Source organism: Microbulbifer bruguierae, from assembly GCF_029869925.1.
GTDB classification, from domain to species: domain Bacteria; phylum Pseudomonadota; class Gammaproteobacteria; order Pseudomonadales; family Cellvibrionaceae; genus Microbulbifer; species Microbulbifer bruguierae.
Window position 1 is genome coordinate 1068583 of sequence record NZ_CP118605.1, and the last position, 26153, is coordinate 1094735.

Annotated in this window: 23 protein-coding genes; 9 read left to right on the forward strand and 14 right to left on the reverse strand. The window is 58.0% G+C overall.

What is annotated here, in order from left to right:
• Positions 1 to 337: 337 nt before the first annotated feature.
• Positions 338 to 2011: an isovaleryl-CoA dehydrogenase gene (locus PVT68_RS04585; RefSeq protein WP_280321449.1), complete on the forward strand. Its 1674-nt coding sequence runs from the start codon at positions 338 to 340 to the stop codon at positions 2009 to 2011.
• Positions 2012 to 2228: 217 nt separating this feature from the next.
• Here PVT68_RS04585 and PVT68_RS04590 read toward each other — a convergent pair whose 3' ends face one another.
• From PVT68_RS04590 to PVT68_RS04615, 6 genes are all read right to left on the reverse strand, one after another.
• Complete coding sequence (locus tag PVT68_RS04590; RefSeq protein WP_280321450.1) at positions 2229 to 4061, reverse strand: adenosylcobalamin-dependent ribonucleoside-diphosphate reductase; 1833 nt, start codon at positions 4059 to 4061, stop codon at positions 2229 to 2231.
• Between the two features lie 56 nt (positions 4062 to 4117).
• Positions 4118 to 4789 (reverse strand): phosphoribosyltransferase, encoded by a 672-nt coding sequence (locus PVT68_RS04595; RefSeq protein ID WP_280321451.1) that lies wholly within the window; start codon positions 4787 to 4789, stop codon positions 4118 to 4120.
• A 236-nt stretch (positions 4790 to 5025) separates the two neighbouring features.
• Positions 5026 to 6657 carry a PepSY-associated TM helix domain-containing protein gene (locus PVT68_RS04600; RefSeq protein WP_280321452.1) on the reverse strand — a complete coding sequence of 544 codons (1632 nt, stop codon included), beginning with the start codon at positions 6655 to 6657 and terminating at the stop codon, positions 5026 to 5028.
• Positions 6658 to 6679: 22 nt separating this feature from the next.
• Positions 6680 to 6976, reverse strand: coding sequence for a hypothetical protein (locus PVT68_RS04605; RefSeq protein WP_280321453.1), 297 nt, complete (start codon positions 6974 to 6976; stop codon positions 6680 to 6682).
• Positions 6973 to 7272, reverse strand: coding sequence for a hypothetical protein (locus tag PVT68_RS04610; RefSeq protein ID WP_280321454.1), 300 nt, complete (start codon positions 7270 to 7272; stop codon positions 6973 to 6975). The genes PVT68_RS04605 and PVT68_RS04610 overlap by 4 nt, the downstream gene beginning before the upstream one ends.
• Positions 7273 to 7351: 79 nt before the next feature.
• Positions 7352 to 9598, reverse strand: coding sequence for a TonB-dependent siderophore receptor (locus PVT68_RS04615; RefSeq protein ID WP_280321455.1), 2247 nt, complete (start codon positions 9596 to 9598; stop codon positions 7352 to 7354).
• A gap of 278 nt (positions 9599 to 9876) precedes the next feature.
• On the opposite strand from PVT68_RS04615, the gene PVT68_RS04620 reads away from it, so the two are divergent.
• A complete protein-coding gene (locus PVT68_RS04620; protein WP_280321456.1) occupies positions 9877 to 10941 on the forward strand; it encodes a helix-turn-helix transcriptional regulator in 1065 nt (354 codons plus the stop codon).
• A gap of 14 nt (positions 10942 to 10955) precedes the next feature.
• On the opposite strand, the gene PVT68_RS04625 is transcribed toward PVT68_RS04620, so the two are convergent.
• From PVT68_RS04625 to PVT68_RS04640, 4 genes are all read right to left on the reverse strand, one after another.
• Positions 10956 to 12944, reverse strand: coding sequence for an aminotransferase class I/II-fold pyridoxal phosphate-dependent enzyme (locus PVT68_RS04625; RefSeq protein WP_280321457.1), 1989 nt, complete (start codon positions 12942 to 12944; stop codon positions 10956 to 10958).
• Positions 12945 to 13056: 112 nt separating this feature from the next.
• Complete coding sequence (locus PVT68_RS04630; protein ID WP_280321459.1) at positions 13057 to 13461, reverse strand: NUDIX hydrolase; 405 nt, start codon at positions 13459 to 13461, stop codon at positions 13057 to 13059.
• Between the two features lie 33 nt (positions 13462 to 13494).
• Positions 13495 to 14670 (reverse strand): phospholipase A, encoded by a 1176-nt coding sequence (locus tag PVT68_RS04635; RefSeq protein WP_280321460.1) that lies wholly within the window; start codon positions 14668 to 14670, stop codon positions 13495 to 13497.
• A gap of 121 nt (positions 14671 to 14791) precedes the next feature.
• Positions 14792 to 15514, reverse strand: coding sequence for a hypothetical protein (locus tag PVT68_RS04640; RefSeq protein WP_280321461.1), 723 nt, complete (start codon positions 15512 to 15514; stop codon positions 14792 to 14794).
• A gap of 331 nt (positions 15515 to 15845) precedes the next feature.
• Between PVT68_RS04640 and PVT68_RS04645 the strand changes: the two genes are divergently transcribed.
• The gene (locus PVT68_RS04645; protein ID WP_280321463.1) at positions 15846 to 16307 is read left to right on the forward strand and encodes an NfeD family protein; all 462 of its coding nucleotides are present in this window, start codon (positions 15846 to 15848) and stop codon (positions 16305 to 16307) included.
• Between the two features lie 55 nt (positions 16308 to 16362).
• Entirely contained in the window at positions 16363 to 17208 is an 846-nt protein-coding gene (locus PVT68_RS04650) for an SPFH domain-containing protein (RefSeq protein WP_280321465.1), read from the forward strand.
• A gap of 175 nt (positions 17209 to 17383) precedes the next feature.
• Here the strand turns inward: PVT68_RS04650 and PVT68_RS04655 are convergent, their stop codons facing one another.
• Positions 17384 to 17905: a GNAT family N-acetyltransferase gene (locus PVT68_RS04655; protein ID WP_280321466.1), complete on the reverse strand. Its 522-nt coding sequence runs from the start codon at positions 17903 to 17905 to the stop codon at positions 17384 to 17386.
• A 54-nt stretch (positions 17906 to 17959) separates the two neighbouring features.
• Positions 17960 to 18163 (reverse strand): hypothetical protein, encoded by a 204-nt coding sequence (locus PVT68_RS04660; RefSeq protein ID WP_280321467.1) that lies wholly within the window; start codon positions 18161 to 18163, stop codon positions 17960 to 17962.
• A 179-nt stretch (positions 18164 to 18342) separates the two neighbouring features.
• On the opposite strand from PVT68_RS04660, the gene can reads away from it, so the two are divergent.
• The 4 genes from can (at position 18343) to PVT68_RS04680 (ending at position 22401) form a co-directional block, all read left to right on the forward strand.
• Complete coding sequence (gene can, locus PVT68_RS04665) at positions 18343 to 18999, forward strand: carbonate dehydratase (protein WP_280321468.1); 657 nt, start codon at positions 18343 to 18345, stop codon at positions 18997 to 18999.
• A 118-nt stretch (positions 19000 to 19117) separates the two neighbouring features.
• Positions 19118 to 20767, forward strand: a complete 1650-nt coding sequence (locus tag PVT68_RS04670) for an FAD-dependent oxidoreductase (protein ID WP_280321470.1) — start codon at positions 19118 to 19120, stop codon at positions 20765 to 20767.
• Positions 20768 to 20926: 159 nt separating this feature from the next.
• A complete protein-coding gene (locus tag PVT68_RS04675) occupies positions 20927 to 21472 on the forward strand; it encodes a flavin reductase family protein (protein WP_280321471.1) in 546 nt (181 codons plus the stop codon).
• A gap of 155 nt (positions 21473 to 21627) precedes the next feature.
• On the forward strand, positions 21628 to 22401 hold the full coding sequence (locus PVT68_RS04680; protein WP_280321472.1) for a glycerophosphodiester phosphodiesterase: 774 nt from the start codon (positions 21628 to 21630) through the stop codon (positions 22399 to 22401).
• A 25-nt stretch (positions 22402 to 22426) separates the two neighbouring features.
• Here PVT68_RS04680 and PVT68_RS04685 read toward each other — a convergent pair whose 3' ends face one another.
• Together PVT68_RS04685 and PVT68_RS04690 are read right to left on the reverse strand one after the other, a co-directional pair.
• Entirely contained in the window at positions 22427 to 23215 is a 789-nt protein-coding gene (locus tag PVT68_RS04685; protein WP_280321473.1) for an alpha/beta hydrolase, read from the reverse strand.
• A gap of 77 nt (positions 23216 to 23292) precedes the next feature.
• Positions 23293 to 24795 (reverse strand): flavin-containing monooxygenase, encoded by a 1503-nt coding sequence (locus tag PVT68_RS04690; RefSeq protein WP_280321474.1) that lies wholly within the window; start codon positions 24793 to 24795, stop codon positions 23293 to 23295.
• 181 nt (positions 24796 to 24976) lie between these two features.
• On the opposite strand from PVT68_RS04690, the gene PVT68_RS04695 reads away from it, so the two are divergent.
• Positions 24977 to 25996, forward strand: coding sequence for an AraC family transcriptional regulator (locus PVT68_RS04695; RefSeq protein ID WP_280321475.1), 1020 nt, complete (start codon positions 24977 to 24979; stop codon positions 25994 to 25996).
• Positions 25997 to 26153: the final 157 nt, after the last annotated feature.

The window sequence follows — 26153 nt, forward strand, 5'->3', positions numbered from 1 at the left end:
CCCAGCGCTTACGAGCGACGCCCCGATGAAATGATCCGGTGCAACTCGTCTCCGTTCCGGTCCACAGTTGCCACCTCCTGTACCGGCAACATGAGAATGATACTGTCTGGTCACAAGAAATGACACCGCTGTCAAGTGAGATATCAGCGAGGCTCTACTCTTTTTGCCGGTAAGGCGGCTTATTGAGCACCCCGGTAATGACGGGGGTCACAAAAAGACAAGTCACCGCAAATACAATGGCACTAGGATTAACGTCACTCCCCGCAGGCAGACTTAACATATTGCCTGGAACCGCCCAGACGCTCCCCGGGCGATCAAGAAAAATGAGAGAAAAATCATGGCCACTAACCCCGCCGACACCAAACCCGTCGACTCCGATATTGCCAATACCCATATCGTGTTTAATCAGCCCAAACCGCTGTCCGGCCACAATCTCTACGCCGGCGACACCGCCCTCCGTGAAGCGGTGATGTACAACGGAGGACACTGGGCCGAAGATGACTTGCAGCGTTACGGCGAAGTCTGCGGACGTCCGGAAATGATTGAGCGAGGCTTTCTCGCCAATGAGCACAAACCGCAATTCGAATCCCATGACCGCGTCGGCAATCGGATTGACCTGGTGAACTATCACCCCAGTTATCACCAGTTGATGCAGCTCGCACTCAGCGAGGGACTGCATAGCAGTCCCTGGACCAATCCAGGTCCGGGCGCACACGTGGCCCGCGCCGCCAAGTATTATCTGCACTGTCAGCTGGAGGCCGGGCACGGTTGCCCGGTTACCATGACCTTTGCCTCGGTACCTTCCATCAGGCTGAATCCGATACTGGCAGAGCAATGGCTGCCCAAGGTCACCGACCGGGGATACGACCCCACCAATCGGCCTTATACCGAAAAGGCGGCGCTTACCATCGGTATGGGAATGACCGAAAAGCAGGGCGGATCCGATGTACGCGCCAATACTACCCGCGCTACCCCACTCGGCGACGGCAGCTACGCGCTCATCGGCCACAAGTGGTTCACCTCAGCCCCGATGTGCGATGCCTTCCTGATGCTGGCGCAGACGGACGAGGGCCTGTCGTGTTTTCTGGTACCGCGCTGGCGTCCGGACGGGACAAAAAATCCCATCCAGGTACAGCGGTTGAAAAACAAGGCGGGTAATGTATCCAACGCGTCTTCGGAAATTGAATTGCGCGGAGCCCTGGGCTGGCTGGTGGGCGAAGAAGGACGCGGTGTACCTGCGATCATCGAAATGGTCTCCGCCACCCGCTTCGACTGCATGATCGGGTCCACCGGCGGCCAGCGCCAGGCAACTCTGCAGGCCATTTACCACGCGAGCCAGCGCAGTGCCTTCGGCAAAACCCTGATCGACCAGCCTCTGATGCAGAATGTACTCGCCGATCTGCAACTGGAAGTGGAGGGCTCCGTGGCCATGACCATGCGCATGGCGCGCGCTTTCGACCACCTCGACCGGGAAACAGAAAAGCTGCTGATGCGTCTCGGCACCGCAGTGGGCAAATACTGGATCTGCAAGCGCACTCCCCACCACGCCTACGAGGCGATGGAGTGCCTGGGCGGCAATGGCATCATCGAAAACTTCATCACCGCGCGCCTCTATCGCGACGCACCGATCAATGCGATCTGGGAAGGCTCCGGCAATATCCAGGCATTAGACGTGCTGCGCGCCATCGGCAAAGTACCGGAAGTACTCGATAACTGGTACGACGAGCTGGCGCAGAGCGCGGGCAATGACCTGCGCTACGATCGCGCCGTGGCACATCTGAAAAACCAGCTGTCCTCACCGGACGAAATCGAGTACCGCGCGCGCCATATCGTCGATCAACTGGCACTCACCATGCAGAGCCACCTGTTGATGCAGTCGGGTAACAGCGCCGTCGCGGATGGATTTATCGCGTCACGCCTGGACGCCCGCGGTGTCGGCAATACCGGCACGTTACCGGCGGGTATCGATGTGAAATCGATTGTGGAACGCGGCAATCCACTGGTGACCTGAGCCTTTTCGCCAGGCAAAAAAAAGCCCCGACGCTTGGGGAACGACGGGGCGCTCAAGGGATCCTGCAGGAGACGGAGGATCATGTCAGGGGTCTGAGAAGTCACAATGTGATGACTGTTTAGAGCCAGTGACTTGCCCCAGGTTCCCCGCAACGACATAAAATCAGGTAAAGAAGCGTTAACCATCTCTCCCGCAATCATTTCCCAAGTCAGGAAAATCATTCGCCCTCGCGCTCAATATCGCAACAGTGGCTGGCCGGCGCTTCACCGACACTGGTCAATATCGACTGGGTAATCGGGTTTGGGCGGAAGGTGGTACAGCCTTTCAGGCCCAGCTTGTAAGCTTGCCGATAGAGGGATTCGAAGCGTTCAAAGGGAAAGTCCACAGGAATATTCACGGTCTTGGAAATCGCATTGTCTACATAGGGTTGCAGTGCTGCCGCCATCAGCAGGTGCGCTCGCGGCGACAGCTGGCGCGCGGAGACGAATTGCGGCGGCAACGCTTCTGGATTACCACCTCTGGCACACCAGAGGCGAAAGCTGGGATCACTGATTTCAAACTCGCGGTAACGACCGTCAGCTGTCAGTACCCGACGCCGATGCTGGAAATCGAATACCGGCTCAATCCCGCTGGAAACACCGTTGGCCAGCAGACTGATGGTACCCGTGGGCGCGATCGCAACCAGATGGCTGTTGCGGATACCGAGGGCTTCGATCCCACGACGCAAACTTTCCGGCAGCGCCAGTATATCGGCGCTCGCCAGGTAGGCATCGCGGCGGAAGAAATGAAAACTCCCCTTCTCCTTTGCGAGCGCAATGGACGTGCGATAGGCACTGTCGCGCAGGGTCTGTAACACCTCCGCGGCAATTTCCCGCGCTGCATTGCTGTCATAGTGCAGGCCCAACGCTATCAGCGCATCCGCCAACCCGGTGATGCCAATACCGATACGGCGACAGCCTCTCGCCTGGACTTCCTGCGCCGGCAGAGGGTACTGCGAAAGGTCGATCACATTGTCGAGCATGCGTGTACCGATGGCCGCGCAGTGGGCAATGCCCTCCCGATCCAGTCGTGCTCGGCCAGTGAATGGCTCCCGCACAAAACACATCAGGTTCACCGAACCCAGGTTGCAGGCGCCGTAGGGCGGCAGAGGTATCTCTCCACAGGGATTGGTGGCGCTGATTTGCTCGCGATAGTTGAGGTTGTTGTGGCGGTTGATCTGATCCACGAACAGCACCCCGGGCTCGGCAACATCGTAGGCGGCGCGCATGATCTTTCGCCAAAGGGCCTGCGCGCGCACCCTGCGCAGTACCCGGCACGACTGTGGTTCCGACTCACCGCTCCAGCGGCGCACCACCCGTTCACCCCTGCCCCGGTTCTGGCACCGGGCCTGAAGTTGGCGCTCAGGGAAGACCAGTGGCCAGTCCGCGTCGGCGTCCACGGCCCGCATAAAATTGTCGTCGACAAGTACCGACAAATTGAAATGGCGCAGTTCCGCGGGATCCCGTTTGGCCTCCACAAAATGCTCGATGTCCGGGTGATCACAGCGCAGCGTGGCCATCATGGCGCCGCGGCGGCTGCCAGTGGATAACAGGGTCGCGCACATAGCGTCCCAGATCCGCATAAACGACACGGGCCCGGAGGCGATGGTGCCGGAGTGCTGCGCACCACTGCCGGCCGGGCGCAGACTGGAGAAATCGACACCGATACCTCCGCCCTGCTGCATGGTGAGGGCCCCCTCTTTCAAACGCTCGAAGATCGCCTCCAGCGAGTCTTCGATACTGCCCATCACAAAACAGTTAAACAGCGTCACCTGATGACCGGTACCTGCGCCAGCCAGGATGCGTCCCCCGGGTAGAAAGCGGAAATCTTCCAGATTGCGGTAGAAACACTGCGCCCAGTATTCCTGATTCTCGGGCTCCACCGATGCCAGCGCTCTGGCCAGACGCCACCAACTGTCCTCGACACAGGCCTCTGCGATGTTGCCGTCGTCCCGAACGCGGTATTTGGTGTTCCAGATGAACTCAGATATTTCCGCCTCGAAGCGCGACACGTCAGCCTGGCCTCACTGTCCAGAGTACACCCGCAGGATCTCCCCGGGCTTCCCGCTTATTCACCCTTTTCTCTCGACAAGTGATCCGCTTCCCGCAGCATCGCGATTACTTGCTCGTCGGTCAGCTGCGAAAAATCCCGATACCAGGCGCCAATGGACCAGAAGGGTTCCGGGGTCAGCAGGCACACAACTCGGTCCACCAGGGGAGTAAAACGCGTCAGGGTTGACTGCGGCGCCACGGGCACCGCCAGTACAAGCGCAGCCGGCTGCTGTTCCCGTACTGCGCGGGCTGCCGCCTCCATAGTGGCGCCGGTAGCAATACCGTCATCTACCAGTATCACGCAGCGATCTTTCAAGTCCGGCCAGGGCTTGTCACCGCGATAGCGTCTTGCACGGCGTTCCAGCTCCGTCCGCTCCACACTCGCTACTGCCTCCAGGTCTTCATCACGGATACCGCAGTGCCAGATGACATCTTCGTTCAATACTCGCGCACCACTGGTAATCGCCCCCATGGCCAGCTCTGGTTGGCCCGGGACGCCCAGTTTACGCACCAGCATTACGTCCAGTGGCGCCGTCAGAGCCCGCGCGACTTCCAATCCGGGCGGCACACCGCCGCGAGGTAGAGCGAGGACGATTACCCCGCTGTGCTCCGCCAGATCCGGGAGAGAAGCGCGCAGGGCTTCCGCCAACAGGCGTCCCGCCTGAACCCGATTCAGGAACGGCTCCATCAGTTGCTGGGCCTCAATGACGTCAAAGTATTAAAACTAGATTAGCAAACGGAAGCCATCGCAAAGCGCGCCATTAGGGTCGTTCCCTGATCCGGTAGAAGTGAGCAGCCTTGCGCTCGCGCCCATCAATGATCCTGAGAACAGGAGAGGCAGGTCGTGAAGGGAATGAAATAGGAGAGGCGGGAGGGATGTTACACAGAGTAAATCACCCCTCCCGGAACCGGAATAGCAGTGTATTAAACGCCGGTCGCGTCACCGGCCACCGGTTGTGGTACCGCCTGAACTGGCGCAACAGGGTCCGCCCCCACATACCAGATACTGTAATACGGCGCACTGTGGATCCGCGCCAGGGTCTTGCGCGCCAGCACTACCAGGGTACCGGCACCCACAAGCGCCACAGCATCGATCAGGTAGGTACTGCCGCCGTGATTCCAGCCAACGCCCGGAATAATCGCGGACAACGCACTCACCAGCGGAATTAGCAAGGTTGCCGCCGCCGATACATACGACAGATCAACCGCACTTCTCGCCGCACCGCGATAGAAAGCCCAGGCGGTAGCCAGGAAAAACACCGCGTAATAAATCCCGGTGTGCCAGGCCGCCACGGCTTCGGTCCACAGGGGCAACACCTTGGCTGCGGCGATGGTGGCAGAAATTCCGGCGATACAGCCCAGGGAAATTCCGACGGTCAGGGCACCCAGCACCTTGGATGCGCGCGTCTGACTGACCTCGAGGTACTCGTAACCCTTGCGACGCTTCTTACGGTGGGATTCGATCCACAGCAGGTTGCCGGTATAGAACAATACAGCGCCTGCAAGCCCAAGCAGGAAATACCCCCAGCGCACCGGATTGCCGCCGAAGTTGCCAAAGTGCAGAGAGAAGAAACTGGTCAGGGTCGCATACCAGCCGTCCTGCTCTCCCGGCATGTAGCCCGTCATGGTCTTTTCACCGCTGTAGGGATCGACCGCGACCATCCCGTAGTGAGGGGCGCGAGCACCGTGACGGGGATTGGTACCGCTGACAAGGAGCTCCAGCCCGTGGTCCTCTTCATAGTGGAACTGCATAAACAGCGGTGTGAACTCCGGCGACTGTTCTTGCAGACGCGCCACAATCTGCTGTGGTGCCAGCGCGCCCCTATGTTCATGAGACTCTTCATGCACTTCCGGCCGGCCGTTTTTCTCGAGCAACGCCCGCTGGGACACGTAAAACTGATCGTGGAGTGCAAATACCACCGCGGTCAGCGCCATGATGATATGAAAAGGAAGACTGAACAGGCCGAGCGCATTGTGGAAATCCAGCCACATGCGCTTCAGGTTTTTGCCGATGCGCAGAATAAACAGATCTTTCACCAGGGTCGGCAGCAGTACAATCACACCGGATACCAGCGCAATAAAGTACAGGAGGGAAACGATCCCGACGATGGGCATCGCGATATCGTGATCCAGCAAAATTCCCACCTGCCGGTGAATATCATCCACCAGCTGCCCCACCGCGGATGGGCCTTCAGTGTGTACCTGCAGTGAACCGTCTTCAGCCAGCTCCGCGTAATAAGTCGTGCCACCTCCGCGGCGGCCACTGCTCCACATCACGCGTGCCGGCCGGTCTTGCAGGCCGGCGTCCAGGGTTATTTCATAGCGGTTCGCTGCTTGCGGATATTCCGCCAGAACCTTCTCCACCAGCTCCGGGGTATTTTCCAGCGGCGTATGCGTGGTAAAAACCCGGGGCTCAGAAGCCCAACGGTTTAACGGCGCCTCGAACATGGTGATGGCACCGGCGTAAAAGGCGATAAACAGTGCAAGTCCACAGACGATACCCACCCAACTGTGAATGTCGCGATACATGCGCACGATGTCGCTTCGAATTTTCATAATGTTTGCCCGATTACCCGCCTTAACCAATCACAAATCTGCCGATCAGCAGAATCCCCCACAGAACCATGTTGGCCCCGCCCAGCCAGGCCCAGGCACGCCAACCGTTCTGGAACAGGAAACAGAAACTCAGAATCAATGCCCACACGGGTGCCATCAGCCACATGGTGATCTGCGCCTGCGCAGAGAAAGAGCCGACTTCCAGCGGACCAAAGCGGGAAAAAATGCCGCAAATGGCGATGGTCAGCAGATAGCCGGCAATCACACCGGCACTGGCCTTGCCAAACCAGTTGCTGCTGGAGAGTTGTTGTGGCCTCACGATGTTTTCTCCCCATTTTTCTTCTGCTGTCTATGGTGATGCAGATAAGCAATAACCATCGGCGGCACCGTCCATACAAACATCACCGCGGTCATCAGAATAAATACCGCACTGCCGGTGCCCGAGTATTGCAGTAGCAGCACCAGCGCAAATACCAACAGCAGCAGACCCGACCATGCGAGAACACGGCAAGGCAATGCAGCGGAAAAAAGCCGCTGATTGGGACTAGCCAGATACAGCAGCATGGAACCGAGTGCCATCAGCACTGCAGCGAAAATCAGAAATAACGCAGTCACCGGGTGTCTCCGTGATCGCTCGAATAAAACGCGAGAAGGCCCGCCAGGCGGGCCTTGTATTTCGCGGAAATAACGTTGTTTACCAGCTGTACTGCAGACGCGCAGTCACCACACGACCCTGCCCGTAGAAGCAGGACTGTGTCGTCGTGCAGGTCACCAGATAGCGTTCATCGTTGAGGTTGCGCGCATTCAAGGACACCGACATCCCGTTTAACTCCGGACGAGTCACCCCCAGGTCGTAGCGCATCAGCACATCAAACAACGTGTAATCGTCGATCTTGAGGGTGTTATTGGTATCACCGTAGCTCTCACCGGTGTAACGCACGCCGGCGCCAAAACCGAGGCCAGCCAGCGCGCCCTGCTCGATGCGGTGATCCACAAACACAGAAGCCAGTACATCCGGCACCTGGGTCATGGTATTGCCGACAATCGGATCGTTGGACTTGGTGATCTCCGCGTCCAGGCGGGAAGCAGAGGCGATCAACGTGGTACCCGTGGCCAGAGACGCGCGCCCTTCCAGTTCAAGGCCGCGCACCTGCGCTTCACCCGCCTGTACCTGGCACACACGACGCCCACACAGGGTGCCGTTGGGATCAGATGTAGACACATTCTGCTGAGTAATCTCGAAGCCGCCAAAGCTCACATAGATATTGTTGCCACTCTGGTAACGAACACCGGCTTCCACCTGCGCACCCGTCGTCGGCTCGAACAACACACCGTCCAGGGTCTGGGAAGGGTCAACAACTTGCGGCAGGAAGGATTCCGAATAACTGATGTAAGGGGCTACACCATTGTCGAAAAGGTATACCGCGCCGGTGCGCCATGTGAACTCATCCGCGTTGGTGGAAAAGGTCTCACCGGTCTGCAGGTCTTCACTGTCATCATCCGCACGGTCGTAACGGCCACCGATATTCAGGCGCAGATTGCCGCTACTGATCTGATCCTGCAGATACAGACCGGTCTGTTTGCTGGTGGACGCACCGTAAATCTGCGGCCCGAGATTTTCCTCGTAGTCATCCGCACCGCGGTATTCCGGGTTGAAGATATCCCACAGCGGGTCGACCTGCCCACGGGGCGCATCCGGCAGGCTCACCAGGTCGCGGTAGTGCTCCCACTCCGTGTGGAAATAGTCCAGACCACCCAGCAGGGTGTGGCTCATATTGCCGGTTTCAAAACGGCCTTCCAGCTGGGTGTCGATGGCATAGCCATCGGATTCACCGTCGCCCTGTACAGCGCGACGGCCGATGGTCTGGCCATCGATACACTGCTCGCCATAAACGGAAGCCGCACAGTCAGTGACGGTATCCCCCGACAGCACGGTCACCCGATACAGGGTATCAATGTGGGTATAACGCGCGTTGTTGCGCAGGGTCAGGCTGTCGTTGATGTTGTGCTCGAAGAAGGAGCCCACCAGCAGCTGATCGCGGTCGAAGGTGTTCCAGTCGACTTCGCCAATATTGGCATCGTTCTCGATGTATTTACCGTTGGAGACAGTCAGTGTTCCCAGGGCCGGCAGGAACTGGAAAGTGGCACCGCCCTCGTCGCGCTGGTATTGGGTCAGGAAGGTCCAGCTGGTGTCTTCGCTGGGGGTCCAGGTCACGCTGGGAGAAACGTAGTAGCGGCTCTTGGACACATCGTCCACCTGGGTATCGCCGTCTTCAGCAACGGTAACGATACGGCCATGAAGGGTGCCTGTGTCATTCAGGGCAGCACCAAAATCACCAGCGATACGGCCGGCGAAGTTACCGAGATCGGTATACCCCTGCCCCTGAACCTGGAGCTCCTGCTGACTTTCCGCCGCTGCGCGCTTGGTCACCATGTTTACCATTCCGCCAGGGGCTGCCTGGCCGTAAAGTACGCTGGACGGCCCCTTGAGCACTTCTAACTGCTGCAGACCAAAGGTATCGAAACCAAAGCGGGTCCACTGACCGCCAGCTGGCAGACGCAGGCCATCAACAAAGTTGTTGTTGGAGGAAAAACCACCGGCACCGAAGCCGCGCACGGAAATCTCGTCGGTACGGCTGTCGATACCGGAGGGCTCAGGTTGTACACCAGCGGTGTAGGACAGCGCATCGGCTACGGTGGACGCCGCGCGCAGATCGATTTCTTCCCGGCTGATCACGGAAATGGTCTGCGCCGATTCGATAATGGGGATGCCAGACTTGGCGGTGGAGGATGCACTGGAGAGGCCGGTAGCGGTAACGACTACCTCTTCCAGATTCTCATCATTATTCTTCTGTATTTGCGCGTTGGCCTGCGCCACCGCCAGTGCCAGAAGTGAAGATACCGCCACCAGGCGGACCGACACGGAAGAGCGAATCGTCATAAAAACCCCAAATTGATCACAAATCAAACAACCCCAAGCCTCTCTGGCCCCTGTCGAGGTGAGACCATCGCAGACAAAGCCCACTACACACAAAAACGCTCTTGATATAGATTCTCATTAGCGTTTAAATCGGCGGCAGATGTTAGGGGGGTAAGCGGGCGGACACAACGGCAATAGCTTTGCGCAACAACCCGTTTACTTTGAAAAGCAACCAGAATCAGAAACACCGGCGCTAACACACGCCTTGAGGGCTACTTGAGCGTCAGAAGCTACCTTCCATGTCAATGAATCAACAGTCGGACAATCCGTTTAGCGGCAACGGCACTGACCAGCGGGCAGCCTTGCCACACACAATCAGTATCCGGGACTTTCGGTGTCGTGCCGGGATCGAGTTGCGGCTGAAGGATGCCCGGCTGACACCGCAAAGTGTGCTGCTGCACGGACATCACCAGCAACGGGAGTTCAGTCCCGGCCTGGTGCTGCGCTGTGGTAACAGCCTGCAGAACTGCGCCTACGCGGCGTCCGCGACACTTGAGGCAGGGTTTACCTGCATCATCTTGCTGCGCGGAGAACTGGAATTCCGCATCGGTGACGCCCGCTTCGTACTTTCTGGCGAAACAGATACGGGAAGTGAATTGCTGACCGCCAGCACCGGGAATCAGCAGCGGTTACAGCGTATTTGCCGGTTTCCACAGCAGGTGCGCTACCTGTCGATTTCCGCAACGCCCGCATGGCTGGCAAGCCGCTTCGACCAGAATTCCAATTACTACCGGGAGCAGGGAGACGGAGCTCTGAAGGTACATAACGGAAAACTGTCAGCAAAACAGCGAGCCTTGGCCGCGGAAATTACCCGGCTCGAAGATCCCGCTACCATTGCCAACCCGCTGCTTTGGGAAGCCAGAGTCCTGGAACTTCTCGCAATCATTTTCAGTGCGGCTAGCGCAACCACCCCAGCTACCCAGTCGATGCCCTCCTCCATCAAACCCGTAACGGAGGATTTATCCCGCCGTGAAATTCAGTGTTTTCAGCGTGCCAGGGATGCCATCTTCGCGCAGCAATGCCAGGCTTTGACCGTCGGCCAAATCGCGCAGACCGCAGGCACCAGCGCCAGTGCCCTGCAGCGGCTGTTTCACAAGTTCGAGGGGGTCAGTGTGATGGAATTTACCCGTCGCCAGCGTCTGCTGAGAGCCCTGCACGTGCTCGAATCCCAGAGCGCCAGTGTGCAGGAGGCCAGCGCAATGGCGGGATACAACAGCGCGGCCAACTTTGCCACGGCGTTCAAACGACAATTTGGATTCAGCCCGCGGCAAGCAGCAAGCCGGGCAAAAACCAGACAGACCTGATTACACTGCGTAGTTCACTTCGATTCCCGCGCGCAGAGTGAATCACTCTGAGGCTCACACACGACCCGTAACATTGGCTCATCAGCGCGGAAGATCAACCCATGAATTTCCGTGGTCAGCTGCCCCTGTAGTAACTGCTGCAAAAACTGCACGATCTGCGCGGAAATTTCCTGCCCCGGCACCAGTACCGGAATCCCCGGGGGGTAAGGCACCACCTCGTCAGCGCAAGTGCGACCCACCAGTTTTTTTTCCGCTGCCACGCCATTATCCATCAACGGCAACTCTTCCGTTTCTGCAAAATACGCATCCGCGGGCAAACAGGTAAGGCGGGTAAATTCCGGCAGGTGACGGCCGCTCAAAGGATGTTTGCGCTGGCGGGGTTGGCGTGCGAGCTGTTTGATCGCATGTACCAGGCGCAGCAATTTGCTTTCAGTACTGCCAAGGGTAACCAGTACCGTGACGGTGTTGTAGGTGCTCTTCTCTACCTGGATTCCGAACTGATCAAACAGTTTTACCTGTATTTCCTTGCCGGAATAACCGCTGGCCGTCACGTCAATGGTGACCTTGGTGGGATCGAGGCGGATATTGTCATTGGCGAGCGGCGCCGGGATAAGGTCTTCACAGGTCAGGGCCCGGAACACACCAGTGGCATCTACTTCCCGACGCAGTATTTCCACCATTTTCAGGCAGTGTCGCAGGCGGCCAAACCCTTCCATCACCATCTGCTTACGCGCCACATCCAGGCTCGCAATAATCGCGTACTGGGGGCTGGTGGAAGCGAACATATTGAGGTTTTCGCGGAAGCGGAACTCGTCGAAGTCCGGATCCTGAACGTGGATCATACTGGCCTGGGAAAACGCCGACAGGGTTTTGTGAGTACTCTGGGTTACGTAGTCCGCGCCGCATTCCAGCGCGGTGGGGCGCAATTCCGTGTGGAAGTAGCCGTGGGCGTACCAGGCCTCATCAATCAGGACTTTTACGCCGCGCCGGTGGGCATGGTCGATGATCGGCTTAAGGTCGTAGCGCAGGCCATCGTAGGTACAGGAGGTGATCACCAGTAACCCGGCATCCGGGTGTTCATCCAGCGCCTGCTGGATATCCACGCGACGCACAGGGCCGTAGATACCAAACTTCGGATGTAACGTGGACTTCAGGTACACCGGCTCTACGCGGTTCATGAGAATGGCGTGGTGTACCGACTTGTGGCAGGCCTGATCGACGATAAGTTTGCCACCGCCACCGAGAATCTGCTGGATCACGACCTTGTTGGCGGTGGAGGTACCGTTAGTAAGAAAAAACGTGTGCTGGGCACCAAAGGCCTGGGCGGCGAGATCCTGGGCCTCATGGATCACCGAGTGGGGCTCAAGCAGGCTGTCCAGTACCTGTACCGATACAGACAAATCCGCGTTGAATACATGCTCCCCCATAAAACGATAAAAGCTCCCGACCCAGGGGCTGTTGCGGAGGCTGTCACCACCTGAATGACCGGGGGTGTGCCAGGCATCGCGAGCACTGAAAACATAGTCTTTCAGGGTGTCGGCAAACGGAGTGGAAGCGCGGCGGGCAATAAACGCCTGTATCAGCCGAAACATGTGGTTGAAGTTGCGTTCGCGGCGATCAAACAGTTCGTCAAAACGCTTGCGCAGGGAGGCCGGCGCGCCCCCCCGATAATTGAGAAACGAATCCTGTGCAACCAGAAAAACATTCAGCTGCGCGCGCAGGTCGTGCATGCGGTCGACCAGCTGTTCCGCCGCTACAAGCTCTTCGGCGCTACAACCACCGTCAATAATCAACGCCTGCAGGCGATCCTCTTCACACAGCCGCCTTTCCGACGCTATTACCGTCAGTGGTTCAAACCGTATGCCGTAAGGATTTTCATGCTGTGCGGCGGTGGTGTTGAGAGCCCCTACCCATTGATCACTGAAGTCGCCATCGTCGCTGACCAGGGCCACACGGCATTCCAGGGGTGGGCTGAATTCGCTCAGGTTGCCCAGTTCAGGCATTGTCAGTTCTACATCCGTTTCACCTCTTCCTACTTTGAGCATAGATAAAGAGGTACAAGACGAACTTTTACAGAAAGGAATTTACGATAAGCGCCCGAATAACGGAGAAAGTTCAGAACTTCGCACTCTGCACCTCCCCGTTGAACTGCAGACAATGCTGCACACGCATTCGCTGGACGGGCGTCAGGTCATTGACGGAAAAGTACGCGTAATCGGAATGTTCTGACGACAGCAGAATTTGCCCGTTTCCTTTGAAATGCGCCCGAAAGATAAAAACGTGGGAGTTATAGACGCGGTGATAGTAGACGCCACTGAGATAGTCGATGACCACGTCCCGGCCCATTTCTTCCCGACATTCCCGAAGCAGTGCTTCGTGGATGGTTTCGCCGATATCCAGGGCGCCACCGGGCAGCCCCCAATTCTTGTCTGCATAGGTGGCGCGCAGCTGCAACACTTCCCCCGAGTCATTGGTGATGACCGCGTGGGCACTGAGTTTGTAGGTGTCGTCAAATCCCATCCCTGGCAAATTTCCCTGATTACGGTTGATAGGTCAGCCATCTCCGCGGGCGAGTTCAAACCCGATGCCGAGAGTCTGCACGGTTTCATCGTAGTCGATCAGGCTCTCGCCATAACCGTTGAAATACTTGAGATAACCGCGCACCCGGTTGCCCATGGGAAAGCTCCAGCGCAACTCCACCGCGCCCTTGTTTTCCGAGCGCAGATTGTTACGCAGCATCATCGACAGGCGGTGATCGCCGCGGCGTAGCCCGCCGGTGAGTTCGAAATGGCCCAGGTAGTATTCGAGGTCCGGGTTATCGTCTTCCTCGGCGTCTTCCGGGAGGCGATACCAGGGTTTGAACGCAAAATAATAGTCGTCACGCACGAACAGCATATTGGCGTAAATGCGATTCCAGCTGCGGGAATCCTCGCCGCTGCGACCGTTTGACTGATGGTTGATGGCGAGCTGGTTGGCGGCATTCTGAAACCCTAAAATGGTCCAGTCGTTCAGCCAGGTCATGATCAGCTCCGGCTCGTGGTTGGTCTCGCGAAATGGCGCCGATTCATCGGAATTGTAGGCCTGCCAGAAGGAGCGGTTGGTATAGGCGAAACTCATGAACGAAGCCTTGCCGAGAAATCCGCGCCACACCGGCACCTGCACGGACAGCTGAAACTGCACCTCCGCCTTTTGCAGGTTGTACTCGTCACTCTGGTTTTCGTCGACTTCGTGCCCGGCTTTGTTGGGCGACGGGTTGTATACCAGAGGCAACAGGTAATTGGTCTTGTGCGAAGCCAGGGTAAAGGGATTGCTGGCTGCTTCGCGGATCGCCATCACGCGTTCACTGCCCACAGATACACTCGCTGCCCGGGACTCGGGTTCCGGCACCGTCGCGAATACCGGTTTGGTCTGTAATTCCTGCGGGGTGCGAATCACTTCCAGATGGCAGCGGATGCGCATTTCTTCCAGGGTAATATTCGACGGTGCGGTGAGTAATTGTTCCCGTAGACAGTTTTCCTGCCGCTGCTCCTCACTTTGCAGGCTGTCATCCATTTGCAACAGCTCAATTTCACCAAAGCCAGGCTGCTTGGTCGCCTCCTCTTCGACTTGGGGAAATACTACAGATGAGTAAATACAGGCTATCGCCAGCACCCATCCGGTAACAAGGGTGTTTGGCCTGCGGGCGGAAGCGGGACGCTTCGGGGGTGAACATCGACGGTATACAGACAAGGATGCGCTCCTGAATCGGATCAGGGCGCCAGTTTACACAATCTGGAAAGGAGAGCCGTGCGCAAGGTCCGGGAAATGGCGCAACTTACACCAATCTGTCGCCACCAATCTGCCGCGGGATTCAGCAGAGGGAAGCCAGCTCGGGAGACCACTCGAGGTCGCGCAGGCGTACCTGCCACAGGCGGCCGGTGCTACTGGGCCAATCGTAACCCACCAACAGCCCTCGTTGGTCCACAAAGCAATGGGCATCGCGCTCTGCTTCATCCCCGTGGTAGGAAAACACACTGACATCGGGCCCGAGGTCGTGCACTCCCTGGATATGGGCATCATTCGCCACGATCGACGCACGCCGGTGACTCACACGGGGCGCCAGCAGCTTGCCCCGCTGGGAAGGATCAACAATATCCGGGGCAACCACCTCGCAACCAAACTCCATATCACACAGTCGCAACAGCAGCGGCCCCATAAAGATACGCATTAGCGGGAACAAAAGGCGGTTGTGTCCTTCCAGGGTACTTTGTTGCAGACCGTTAGGACCGGTCCATTCCGCTTCAACCGGGTTGCCCATCTGCGGTTGCGCACCCGCGGGCGGTCGCAGACGATAGTGGGCATTTACCTGGTCCACCTCGTCTTTCCATGTCACCCGACACTCACTCACCAGACCGGCGAGCATCAGCGCACGCACTTCGATACCGTGCCCCTGCTCACCCACCAGCCGGCGACTGATCAAGAGCTGCCGACCAAGCTCGTCGCGACCCAATTGCCAGTCGTCCTGAACCGGCATGATCCGGCCATCACAACTGTATTGGTAGCGCCCCTGGGCGAGGTTAGCAGTTAATCGCATAAGATCTTCGTCCGTGATATCACTTGATGCACCGAGTGGTATGGAGGGTGCAAATGCACAATATTGATGCATGGTATCTGCGCTCTTGCCTGCAAAAAGTATTGCACACGGGTACAGTTTTGCTGCGAATTTATGAAGTTTTCGGGAACTTTGTGCAGCTGAATATTTCCCGTTTCGATCGCGGTAATTTGCCCCCATACCGTGGGGGCCCTACCCGTCAACGCCGCTGCTGGCCGGCCCGGTACACGCCGCCGCGCGCCGGCAGCCACTTTCGGGCATAATCCCGGAGCATTCGCAATCAGGATTATTCGCTAAAAGGAGAAAGGCCATCATGCTCGAATGGCTCAACACGCATATCGCTTACTGGCACTGGCTGGTACTGGGGCTACTGCTGATAACCGCGGAAATATTTGTTTCCGGCTTTATTCTGTTCTGGTTTGGCCTGGCCGCCCTGTTTATGGGGGTATTGCTACTGGCGGTGGGCATGCCGATAACCCTGCAGCTGTTATTCTGGGCCGGCCTGTCCGTCGCACTGGTGGTCCTTTGGCTGAAATACATCCGACCCAACTGGAAAGACCGCACCACCTCAGGTATGGCGATGGAAGCCCTGACCGGACAGGTGGGCTCGGTGATCGAGTCCAATATTGGCCGTTCCCGCGGTCGCCTGCGCTTTCCGGCACCGATCCTCGGCGAGGATGAGTGGCAGTTCATGAGCACCAGCGAAGTCGCCGTGGGTGTGCGGGTGAAAGTCATCAACATTTCCGGCAACACGCTGGTGGTCAGCCCGCACTGAGTGCGGCGGCAATAACAAATCAAATATTACCAATCACTTTATTGAGGGAATTTACGTGGAAGGATTATCTGTAGTACTGGCGCTCGTGGTTCTGGTGATCATTACCATCGGCATGGGCGTTCGCATTGTGCCGCAGGGCTCGAAACATATCGTGCAACGGCTTGGAAAATATCACAGCACACTGAACCCGGGCATGAATATCATCATTCCCTATGTAGACCAGGTACCCTATAAGATCACCACCAAGGATATCGTGCTGGATATCCCTTCCCAGGAAGTCATCACCGAGGACAATGCCACCATCATTGCCAACGCCGTGGCCTACATCAATATCGTCTCCCCGGAAAAAGCGGTGTACGGCGTTGAGGACTATGAAATCGCAATTCAAAACCTGGTGCAGACCGCCCTGCGCTCCATCGTTGGCGAAATGTCACTGGACTCGGCACTGTCCTCCCGCGATATGATCAAGGCAAAACTGAAAGAGGCCATTTCCGACGATATCGCCGACTGGGGAATTAATCTGAAAACCGTGGAAATTCAGGACATCAACCCGTCCGCCACCATGCAGAAAGCCATGGAAGAACAGGCGGCCGCTGAACGCCAGCGCCGCGCTACGGTAACCCGTGCAGAAGGGGAGAAGCAGGCGGCAATCCTCGAAGCCGACGGCCGTCTGGAAGCCTCCAAGCGGGACGCAAAAGCCCAGGTAGTACTGGCGGACGCCAGCCGTGAAGCCATCGAACGGGTAACCCAGGCCATTGGCGAAAAAGAGCTGCCGGTCATGTACCTGCTGGGCGAGCGCTATATCAACGCGCTGGAAGAACTGTCCACTTCCGACAATGCCAAGAATCTGATCTTCCCCGCCGATTTACCGCACGCAGTAAAGGGCCTGCTGAACCGCTGAGTTTAAGGTACTTCGTAGAGGCATCCCCGGCGGTGCATCTACCGGGGTCAGCCTTGTGAGACCGTCAAAAACAGGATGTTTTTACACCGCGCCATGGAAGGGTCCACGTTGTGTTTCACAAGGCTTACCCCCGTATCGACAACTCCGTATCAAGTACGGAGTATCGTTCTAAATTTCAGAGATACCTCTGCCAGAACTCCGCCTGGCCGTACTCCTCATCCAGTGCATAGGGTTTGAAACCACACTTGCGGTAGGCAGCTCGGGCGGGATGGTTATTTTCCAGCACTTCCAGAGTGACCTTGCAGCAGTCGCGCTCGCGGGCGACGGCGGCGACCTTGTCCAGCATCCGCGTACACACACCTGCGCCCCGCGCCGCCTCGCTCACCACCACATCGTGGATATTCACCAGGGGTCTGCACATAAATGTGGAGAAACCCATAAAGCAGTTCGTCAGCCCGACCGCCTGCCCATCGCGGTAGGCCAATACCGAAAAAGCTCCCGGAAACGCTGCCAGGCGTTCCAGTAGTTCCCGATGGCACACCTCCGCCAGGGGTTCACCGCCGCCGTAGGGATCTCGCGCGTAGGCGTCCATCAGTGCCAGCAGGTCTGCACCGTGGCGAGCGTCGCGGTAGTCCGCAATAAGGATATCGACGGCCGCCGTATCCGGGTGATCCAGAGAGTTTGCTTGATTCGTCATGTGTGCTCTAACAAGTTCTTTCATCGACGGTTACTGTCGTCTTTACTTCAGGCCTCACTTCGGGTTGCCCGCAGCCTTTCGCTGCTCTTCCCGCGCCTTGTCGCCCAACTCACATTGAATACGAAAGAAGCGGCGGTAACTGCGCACTCTCGATCGCTGTGCCAGTAGCCAACGTACTTTCTTGCGCCGCCGGGCCAGAGTGGCATTGTGTTTATTGAGCCGACGTGGGCGGCGAATAACGGAATTGCGGAGCCCCATAAGACCATCCTTTGCACGTATCAGGGTCTGAGTGGAAACAGGCCGCCGCAGCGTAGCAGATGTCACGGAGGTTTTCAGGGCGTAAATTTACCATCGAAATCCGTCGGGGCATTTTACGTTGGCGGGCTTTGGCAAACGCGTTATTCTGCCCATCAACGCCAACCGACGGAATGATTGACTTGTCACAACTCCAAGACCTGATTCAAAAAAACCGCCAGTGGTCCGAGGCCACGCGGCGCGACAAACCCGACTTTTTCCTCAAACTGTCTGAACAGCAATTCCCGGAATACCTGTGGATCGGTTGCGCTGACAGCCGTGTACCCGCGAACCAGATCGTCGATTTGCTGCCAGGCGAGCTGTTTGTCCACCGCAACGTCGCCAATGTGGTTGTGCATTCAGACCTGAACTGCCTGTCAGTAGTGCAGTACGCCGTCGAGGTACTCAAGGTCAAGCATATTATGGTGGTGGGGCACTACGGCTGTGGCGGTGTTCGAGCCGCATTGGAAGACACCCGCCTGGGCCTGATTGAAAGCTGGTTGCGCCACATCAAGGATGTGCGCGACAAACACCATACCCTGATTGAGCTCTTCCCGGAACACGAAAGGGTTGATTTGCTGTGTGAGCTCAATGTACTGGAACAGGTGGTCCACGTCTGCCAGACCGCATCGGTCCGGGACGCCTGGGAAAATGGGCAGCCCCTGTCTGTACACGGTTGGGTCTACGGCCTTTCCAACGGCCTGGTCAACGACCTGCAGATCACCGTGGAAAATACTGCGGGGATACAGGACATTTATCACCGCGCCCTGACCAATATCGCGCAACGCAATAAAGACTGAGCAGGCCGCGCCACTTGCCTTTCGGCAGTGGCGCCGAAAGTTAACTTTCCTCGCGTTTTTTCCTAAACTCCACCACCGCAAAAATGCACAAAGAACCAAGTAGTATCCAGGGGTAACCATGTCCGAGTTTCGCGTTTGGGAATGCCAGATCTGTGGCTGGCTGTATGATGAGGCCAAAGGCTCTCCGGATGACGGTATCCCCCCCGGCACCCGCTGGGAAGATATTCCCGACGACTGGAACTGCCCGGAGTGCGGCGCCAGCAAAGGTGAATTCGAGATGCTCGCGATTGCCGGCGGCGCGCCCGCCCACGCAGACCAGAGCAGCAATCACCGCGGCAGTACGCCAGTAGAAACGCCAACCCAGTCCCCAGTTCAGCCCACGGCCAGTCGCATCTGGGAGTGTATGGTGTGTGGCTGGGTGTACGACGAGGCCAAGGGTGCACCGGAAGAAGGCATTGCCCCAGGTACCCGCTGGGAAGACATCCCGGAGGACTGGACCTGCCCGGAATGTGGCGTGGGCAAGGAAGATTTCGATATGGTGCTGGTGAGCCAGCCGCAAGCGGTTGCCCCGCCATCGCCCGCAGCGGTACAACTGGATGACACCGATCCCCTGGTCATTATCGGCAGTGGCCTCGCCGGTTACCACCTGGCGAAAGAATTCCGCAAGCTCGACCAACGCACGCCGATCACCATCATCACCGGAGACGATGGCACCTTCTATTCCAAACCCCTGCTCTCCGCCTCCCTGGCCCACGGCAAGACACCGCAACAGCTGGCCACTGCCAGCGCCGAAGACATGGCACGGGAGCTGAATGCGGAAATACTGGTGCACACCCATGTAACCAATCTGGAGCGCGACGCGCGACTGCTGACCCTGGTGTCTGACAGCGGCGGCATCCGTGCTGAACTGCGCTACAGCCGCCTGGTGTTTGCCACCGGTGCCAGCTGTGCCTCACTTCCCCCGATCGAAGGCGATGGCCTTGCGCGCCTGTTCCAGATCAACAATCTCAGCGACTACCACCGCTTCCGCACTGCACTGACCAACCGTAAACGGGTACTGCTGATCGGTGCCGGTTTGATCGGCTGCGAATTTGCCAACGACCTGATCCAGGCGGGGCTGGAGGTAGAGGTAGTGGACCTGCAGCCGTGGCCACTGGCAAACCTGCTGCCGGAAGCCGCTGGGCGCGACCTGCAACAGCGCCTGGAACAGGCCGGGGTGCGCTTCCATTTTGGTGCCGGCGTATCCCGTCTCACCCGCACCGCAACAGGTCTGCAGGCGGAGCTGGCCGACGGCAGCAGCATCGATGCCGATATTGCCCTCGCCGCCCTGGGACTGGCGGCAAATACCGGACTGGCTGCCGCCGCCGGTATTACCGTCAATCGTGGCATCGTCACCGATCGCACGCTTCAGACCAGCGATGCCAACGTCTTCGCACTGGGCGACTGCGCTGAAGTAGACGGTCATAGCCTCTACTATGTGGCCCCTCTCACCCAGAGTGCCCGCGCCCTGGCACAGACACTGAGCGGTACTCCCACCCCGGTACGCTACGGCTGCCTGCCGGTTGCGGTCAAAACCACCCTGCGCCCCACCGTTGTCTGCCCGCCAAAGCCAGGCCAGCAAGGCGCGTGGCAGGTGAGTGCCAACAGCGATGGGGTGAGTGCGGAGTTCGTCGATGCCGACGGCAACCTGCGGGGCTTCGCTCTCACCGGCAGCGCCATCACCCAACGGGAAACCCTCAGCAGCCGATGTCTGCCGCTGATGGACTGAACCAGGCTGTTGGCAATCACCAAACCTGACCCTCAGGCCCGGTCATCAAGCCCGGCTATCCACGCGATAGCCGGGCTACAAGAAGAAAATCAGGCAGGCGCCGCGGTTTTCCCGTAAAATGGCCGCCAGTACAAATTTTGCACACATTTTGATCGAAGTATGACGGTATCCCACAAGCCCACCACCGCCGCCACTGAAGCCAGTTCAGACACCGCGACCCAGTCTCCCGCTGAGCGCAGCCGCGCACTGCGCGACACCCTGGGCCAATTCGCTACCGGCGTCACCGTCATCACCACGCTCGATACCGCCGGGCAGCCGGTGGGTATGACCGTCAACAGTTTCAATTCCGTCTCCCTGGATCCGGCGCTGATTCTCTGGAGCATTGACCGCAGCTCTCTCAGCTACACCGCATTCACCGAATGTGAGCGCTTTGCCGTACATGTGCTCAAGGGCGACCAGCAACATGTATCCAATCTGTTTGCAGGCCGCGGTGCCGACAAGTTCGGCCAGGTGAAGTGGCACAGCGGACCCGGCGGCATCCCACAGCTGGACGACTGTGCCGCCCTGTTCCACTGCCGCCGCACCCAGAATATCGAAGGCGGTGACCACACCATCCTGCTCGCAGAAGTACTGGAATTCGCCGCCAGCGGCGGAGAACCCCTGGTATTCCATCGCGGTCGCTACCGCGCCCTGGCCGGCGAATAACGCCGGCCGATACCTCTCAATACCCCGCGCTATATAAACACCCTAATCCCGCTTCAATCGATATAGAATTTGCGGCGAATTCTTGGCGCCACCGTCACCTCAACGTCATACTTCTGGTACACCCTGTGGAGGCTTCCGCAACCGTGGACGTCGAAATGTACAGTACTGACACCCTTTTCTGTTTCGCCCACCGCGGCTACCCCAAACGGGCCACAGAAAACACCCTACAGGCCATTACCCACGCACTGGAATTCGATATCGATGGCATCGAGATCGACGTGTGGAATGTGGGTGGGGAGTTGTTGGTCAAGCACGACCGTCGTCTCGGACGCCTGCTCGCCGGCCAGGAACTGCTGATTGACATGGCCCCGGCGATACTGCGCCAGATGCTGTTGCCCGGCGGCGAACAGGTGCCAACCCTGAGGGAAGTACTGGAACTGGTGGGCAACCATGTACAGCTCAATATCGAACTGAAAGGTCCCAATTGCGCAGCTCTGGCAGCGCGGGAGCTGGAGTCCTATATCAGCGACAGCGGCGCCTGTTACGAGCAATACATTCTGTCGTCCTTCGACCACCGCCAGGTCTACGAATGCCTGAAGCTGATTCCCCCGGTGCGCAGGGGTGTGCTGATCGATGGTGTGCCACTGGACCTGGCCGCCTGCGCCGAGCCGCTAGAAGCCTATTCGCTGCACCTGAGCCTCGACTTCGTGTGCCCGGAAATCGTCGCTGATGGGCGCCGCCGCGGTCTCAAGAGTTACGTCTACACGGTAAATAACGCTCACGACCTCAGCCTGATGGCAGCGATGGGCGTGGATGGTGTGTTTACCGATGAACCACAGCTGGTGATGGACTACAACACGGCCAAGGCCGCAGAAATGATCGCACAGCGTCAGGTGGAACAATTCAGCAATTTCAATCCACCGGGCTGAGGCCACAAGCGGTGACCCAGACCATTCAATCGCTCGCAAGCCAACCGAATATCGCCGCACGAACCTCCGGAAAATGTGTGCCGCCGATGGTCCAGTGACAGGCGCCAGGAATTTCCACCAGGCGCGCGCGCCCGCCGTAAAGGGCCGCAATACGCCGCTGAATCCCTGGAGGCGTTATACGGTCTTCACTGCCGCCGATGATTAGTATCGGGCACTGTATCGCCCGGGTATCCAGCCGGGAAAAGCCGCCGGGCAACAAGCCGCCAACACCAATCTGGAATGTCGCCATACCCGATTCGTAGGTGGACATGTCCAGAATCTGCTGCTGGGTTGCAGCACTTTGGGAGTTGGCAACCCCGTAACGGATATTGTCCGCGCGCAATTCGGTAACCCGTAGCCACATGGGAAACAGCAACAGATTACGCCCCAGCGTGCGGATCATGGACCAGCTCCAGCTGTTGATACCGCCAGGGGCTGCCGAGGACAACAGTACCAGCCTCTCACAGGGCACCCGTGCCGCCACCAACTGCGCCAGCAGCGCACCCATGGAATGCCCTACAAGGATCGGCGCAGCGTCGAGTGTTTTTATCCTGGCGATGATGAAGTCCACATAGTCCTGCAGCCTGGTGCGCGCGAGCCGTGCCCTCGCGGCGGTGTCGTATCCGCATTTGGCGGCGTGATGCGGCAACGTGAGCGCCTCAACCACATAACCTTCCGCCGAAAATGCCGCACCCACCTCGCGCATCGCTTCTGCGGTGCCCCACATACCGTGGATCAACAGCACCGGCGGTTTGAGATTGTCTTTTCTATTCACGGCAACTCCCAGTTACTACAAATCCCAGTTACTACAAATCCCCGTTACGACAGCTCGTCGAGTAATGACCGCGGGAATCAGGCAATCGCCTTGAGATCCGGTTCCTGCGCCGGAACAGCCGCTGCAGCCGATTCAAATTGCAGTACGCCATCGTCCACCGCATCCTGGGTAAGCATTTTTTTGTCCTGGCCGTAGTGCATAGTCACCTTCCACGGACCGCCACGCCCCTGTCGCGGCATGCGATCCCTGGCGCGGCTGATATAACCCGGGGCGAAGGCGTCCAGCATACCGGTGCCAGTGCCGTTGTTTTCGCGGTCCACCGCACGCGCTACGGAGAATCCACGTTTCTTCATATGCGACAACAGTCGGCAGAAGTAGCGGCCACCGATATCGCTTTTCAGGGTCCAGGGCGCGTTGGTGTAACCGAAAATCCACAGATAATTGGGGATATCCTCGATCAGAATGCCCTTGTAGGTCATTTTCTGTGGCAGATCGACGGTGTTGCCATTCAGCTTCACCTGCAGATCACCCATCAGCTGCACATCCAGACCAGTCGCAGTCACAATCACATCCGCGTCCAGGTGTTGGCCGGATTTCAGCACAATGCCATTTTCGGTGAAGTGGTCGATATGGTCCGTGGCAATATCGGCCTTGCCCGAACGGAGAACATCAAAGAAATCGCCATCCGGCGCCGCACACAGGCGCTGCTCCCAGGGCTTGTAGTTCGGGGAGAAATGGCGCATGTCGAAATCCGGGCCCACCCGCTTGCGCACCTGCGACAACAACAGTTTGCGCATGGCGTCGGGCCAGCGCTGACACGCCAGATAGAGTCCACGCTGCAGCAATACATTGCGCAACCGCGTCAATTTGAATACCCATTTTTTGGGCAGGAATTTATTCAGCAGAATGGACAGTTTGTCGGTATCCGGCACCGCCATGATGTAACTGGGTGAGCGCTGTAGCATGGTAACCTTCGACGCCTTTTCCGCCATCGCCGGCACCACAGTAATGGCGGTGGCGCCGCTGCCGATAACCACCACTTTCTTGCCGGTGTAATCGAAGTCCTGCGGCCAGTGTTGCGGGTGCACGATGTCGCCCTTGAAGGCTTCCTCACCGTCGAAACGCGGGCGGTATCCCTGGTCAAAATTGTAATAACCAGCGCAGTTCACCAGGAAATCACAGGTAAAGGTCCTGGTTTCTGCTGACGCCTCATGTAGCGCCTTCAGGGTCCAGCGCTGGTCGGCGTCGGACCAGTCAGCGCTGACTATTTTCAGGCCGTAGCGCACCTTGTCGTAGAGGCCGAACTGCCGCGCGGTATCCGCGACGTACTCACGGATGTCTTTGCCCTTGGCCAACACCTTGTCGGAATACCAGGGATTGAAGTTGAAACCGAAGCTCGCCATATCCGAGTCCGAGCGAATACCCGGGTAGCGGAACAGATCCCAGGTCCCGCCCATATTTTCCCGGCGTTCGAGAATGGCAATGCTTTTATCCGGGTGCTCTGCCGCAATATGGCAGGCAGTACCAATGCCGGATAGCCCGGCGCCGATGATGATGATCTCACTATGCATCGCTGACATATTGGCCTCTTTTTTATCGCTATCGATGACCTTGAAAGCGCGATATTTCCTCATCCCCAATTGACATTATTGACGAATCACGACATATTTTTGACAAACCGCGACAAATTTTTAGCTCATTCGAGCGCACGGGTGCCATGGCCTCACCCGCGTTACGCAATTACCCACCTCCAGAGGGCACATGAGCACGCTGATCCGCGCAACGAACCTGTGGGGATACGATGATCTGGTGAGAATCCGCGGTGGCGACCCGCAGCCACTGCTGAGGAGACACCGGATAGCACCAGCGGAATTCCGGGATGACGAGTCATTCCTGATCTTCCGGGATATGGCCGCGCTGCTCGAGGACACCGCGGCGACGCTGGGCTACCCTGAATTCGGCCTGAAGCTGGCGGAATTCCAGGGCATGGATATCCTCGGACCCATTTCCGTGATCGCCCGCAGTTCATCCACCGTAGGAACCGCTCTCGAGAGCATCGCGCGCTATCTCCATCTGCACTGCCCTGCGCTGGCACTGAACCGGACTCTGGAAGGCGCTCCCCATCAACGGGTTATCAAATTCGATTACAGCATCAATGACGATGAGATAGGCACCGGTGTTCAGACCTACGAACTGGGCCTCGCCAATGCGATGCAGGTGATGAAGTTACTGTGCGGTGAAGATTTCGCGCCGCTCGGTGTTTTCCTGATGCACGCGCCCATGGCAGGTAAGCAGACATACGGAGAAATCTTCCAGTGCCAGGTCCACTTCCATCAGGTCTGGTACGGTTTTTACCTGCCTGCCTCTGTGTACTCGATTCCACTGTCCAGCGTTGATCACCAGACCTGGCAACTGGCGGAACACTTTCTGAATTCACAGAAGACGCCCAACGCGAGCACAATTACGGAAGATGTGGTCCGGTTGATCCGAGGTCTTCTGCCCACCGGTCAGTGCGACAGTGATGCCGTCGCCGCCTCCCTGTCGATGCACAAACGCACCCTGCAGCGCAGACTCGCCGGGGAAAAGACCACGTTCGAACAGTTGCTCGCAGAAGAGCGACAGAAACTGGCCAGGGACTATTTGTCAGAAACGAATCTTAAGCTCAGCCAGATTGCCGGACTGCTCGGCTATTCAGAACAATCCGCGCTAAACCGGGCCTGTAGGGACTGGTTCGGCACCACGCCCCGTGCGCTCCGCGCCCACCTGCTGAACCAACCGTGATCGCACACCGTCCGAAAAACGAATGTAAAGGCACTGGCACAGGCATATAGATCAGGAGAAACTGACAAAAAGCGGAAAGCGATGAAGCAACTGAGACAGCCAGGGCACACAGTGATCGCCAGTTCCTATGACTTGTCTCGTAACGCATTCCGCGACT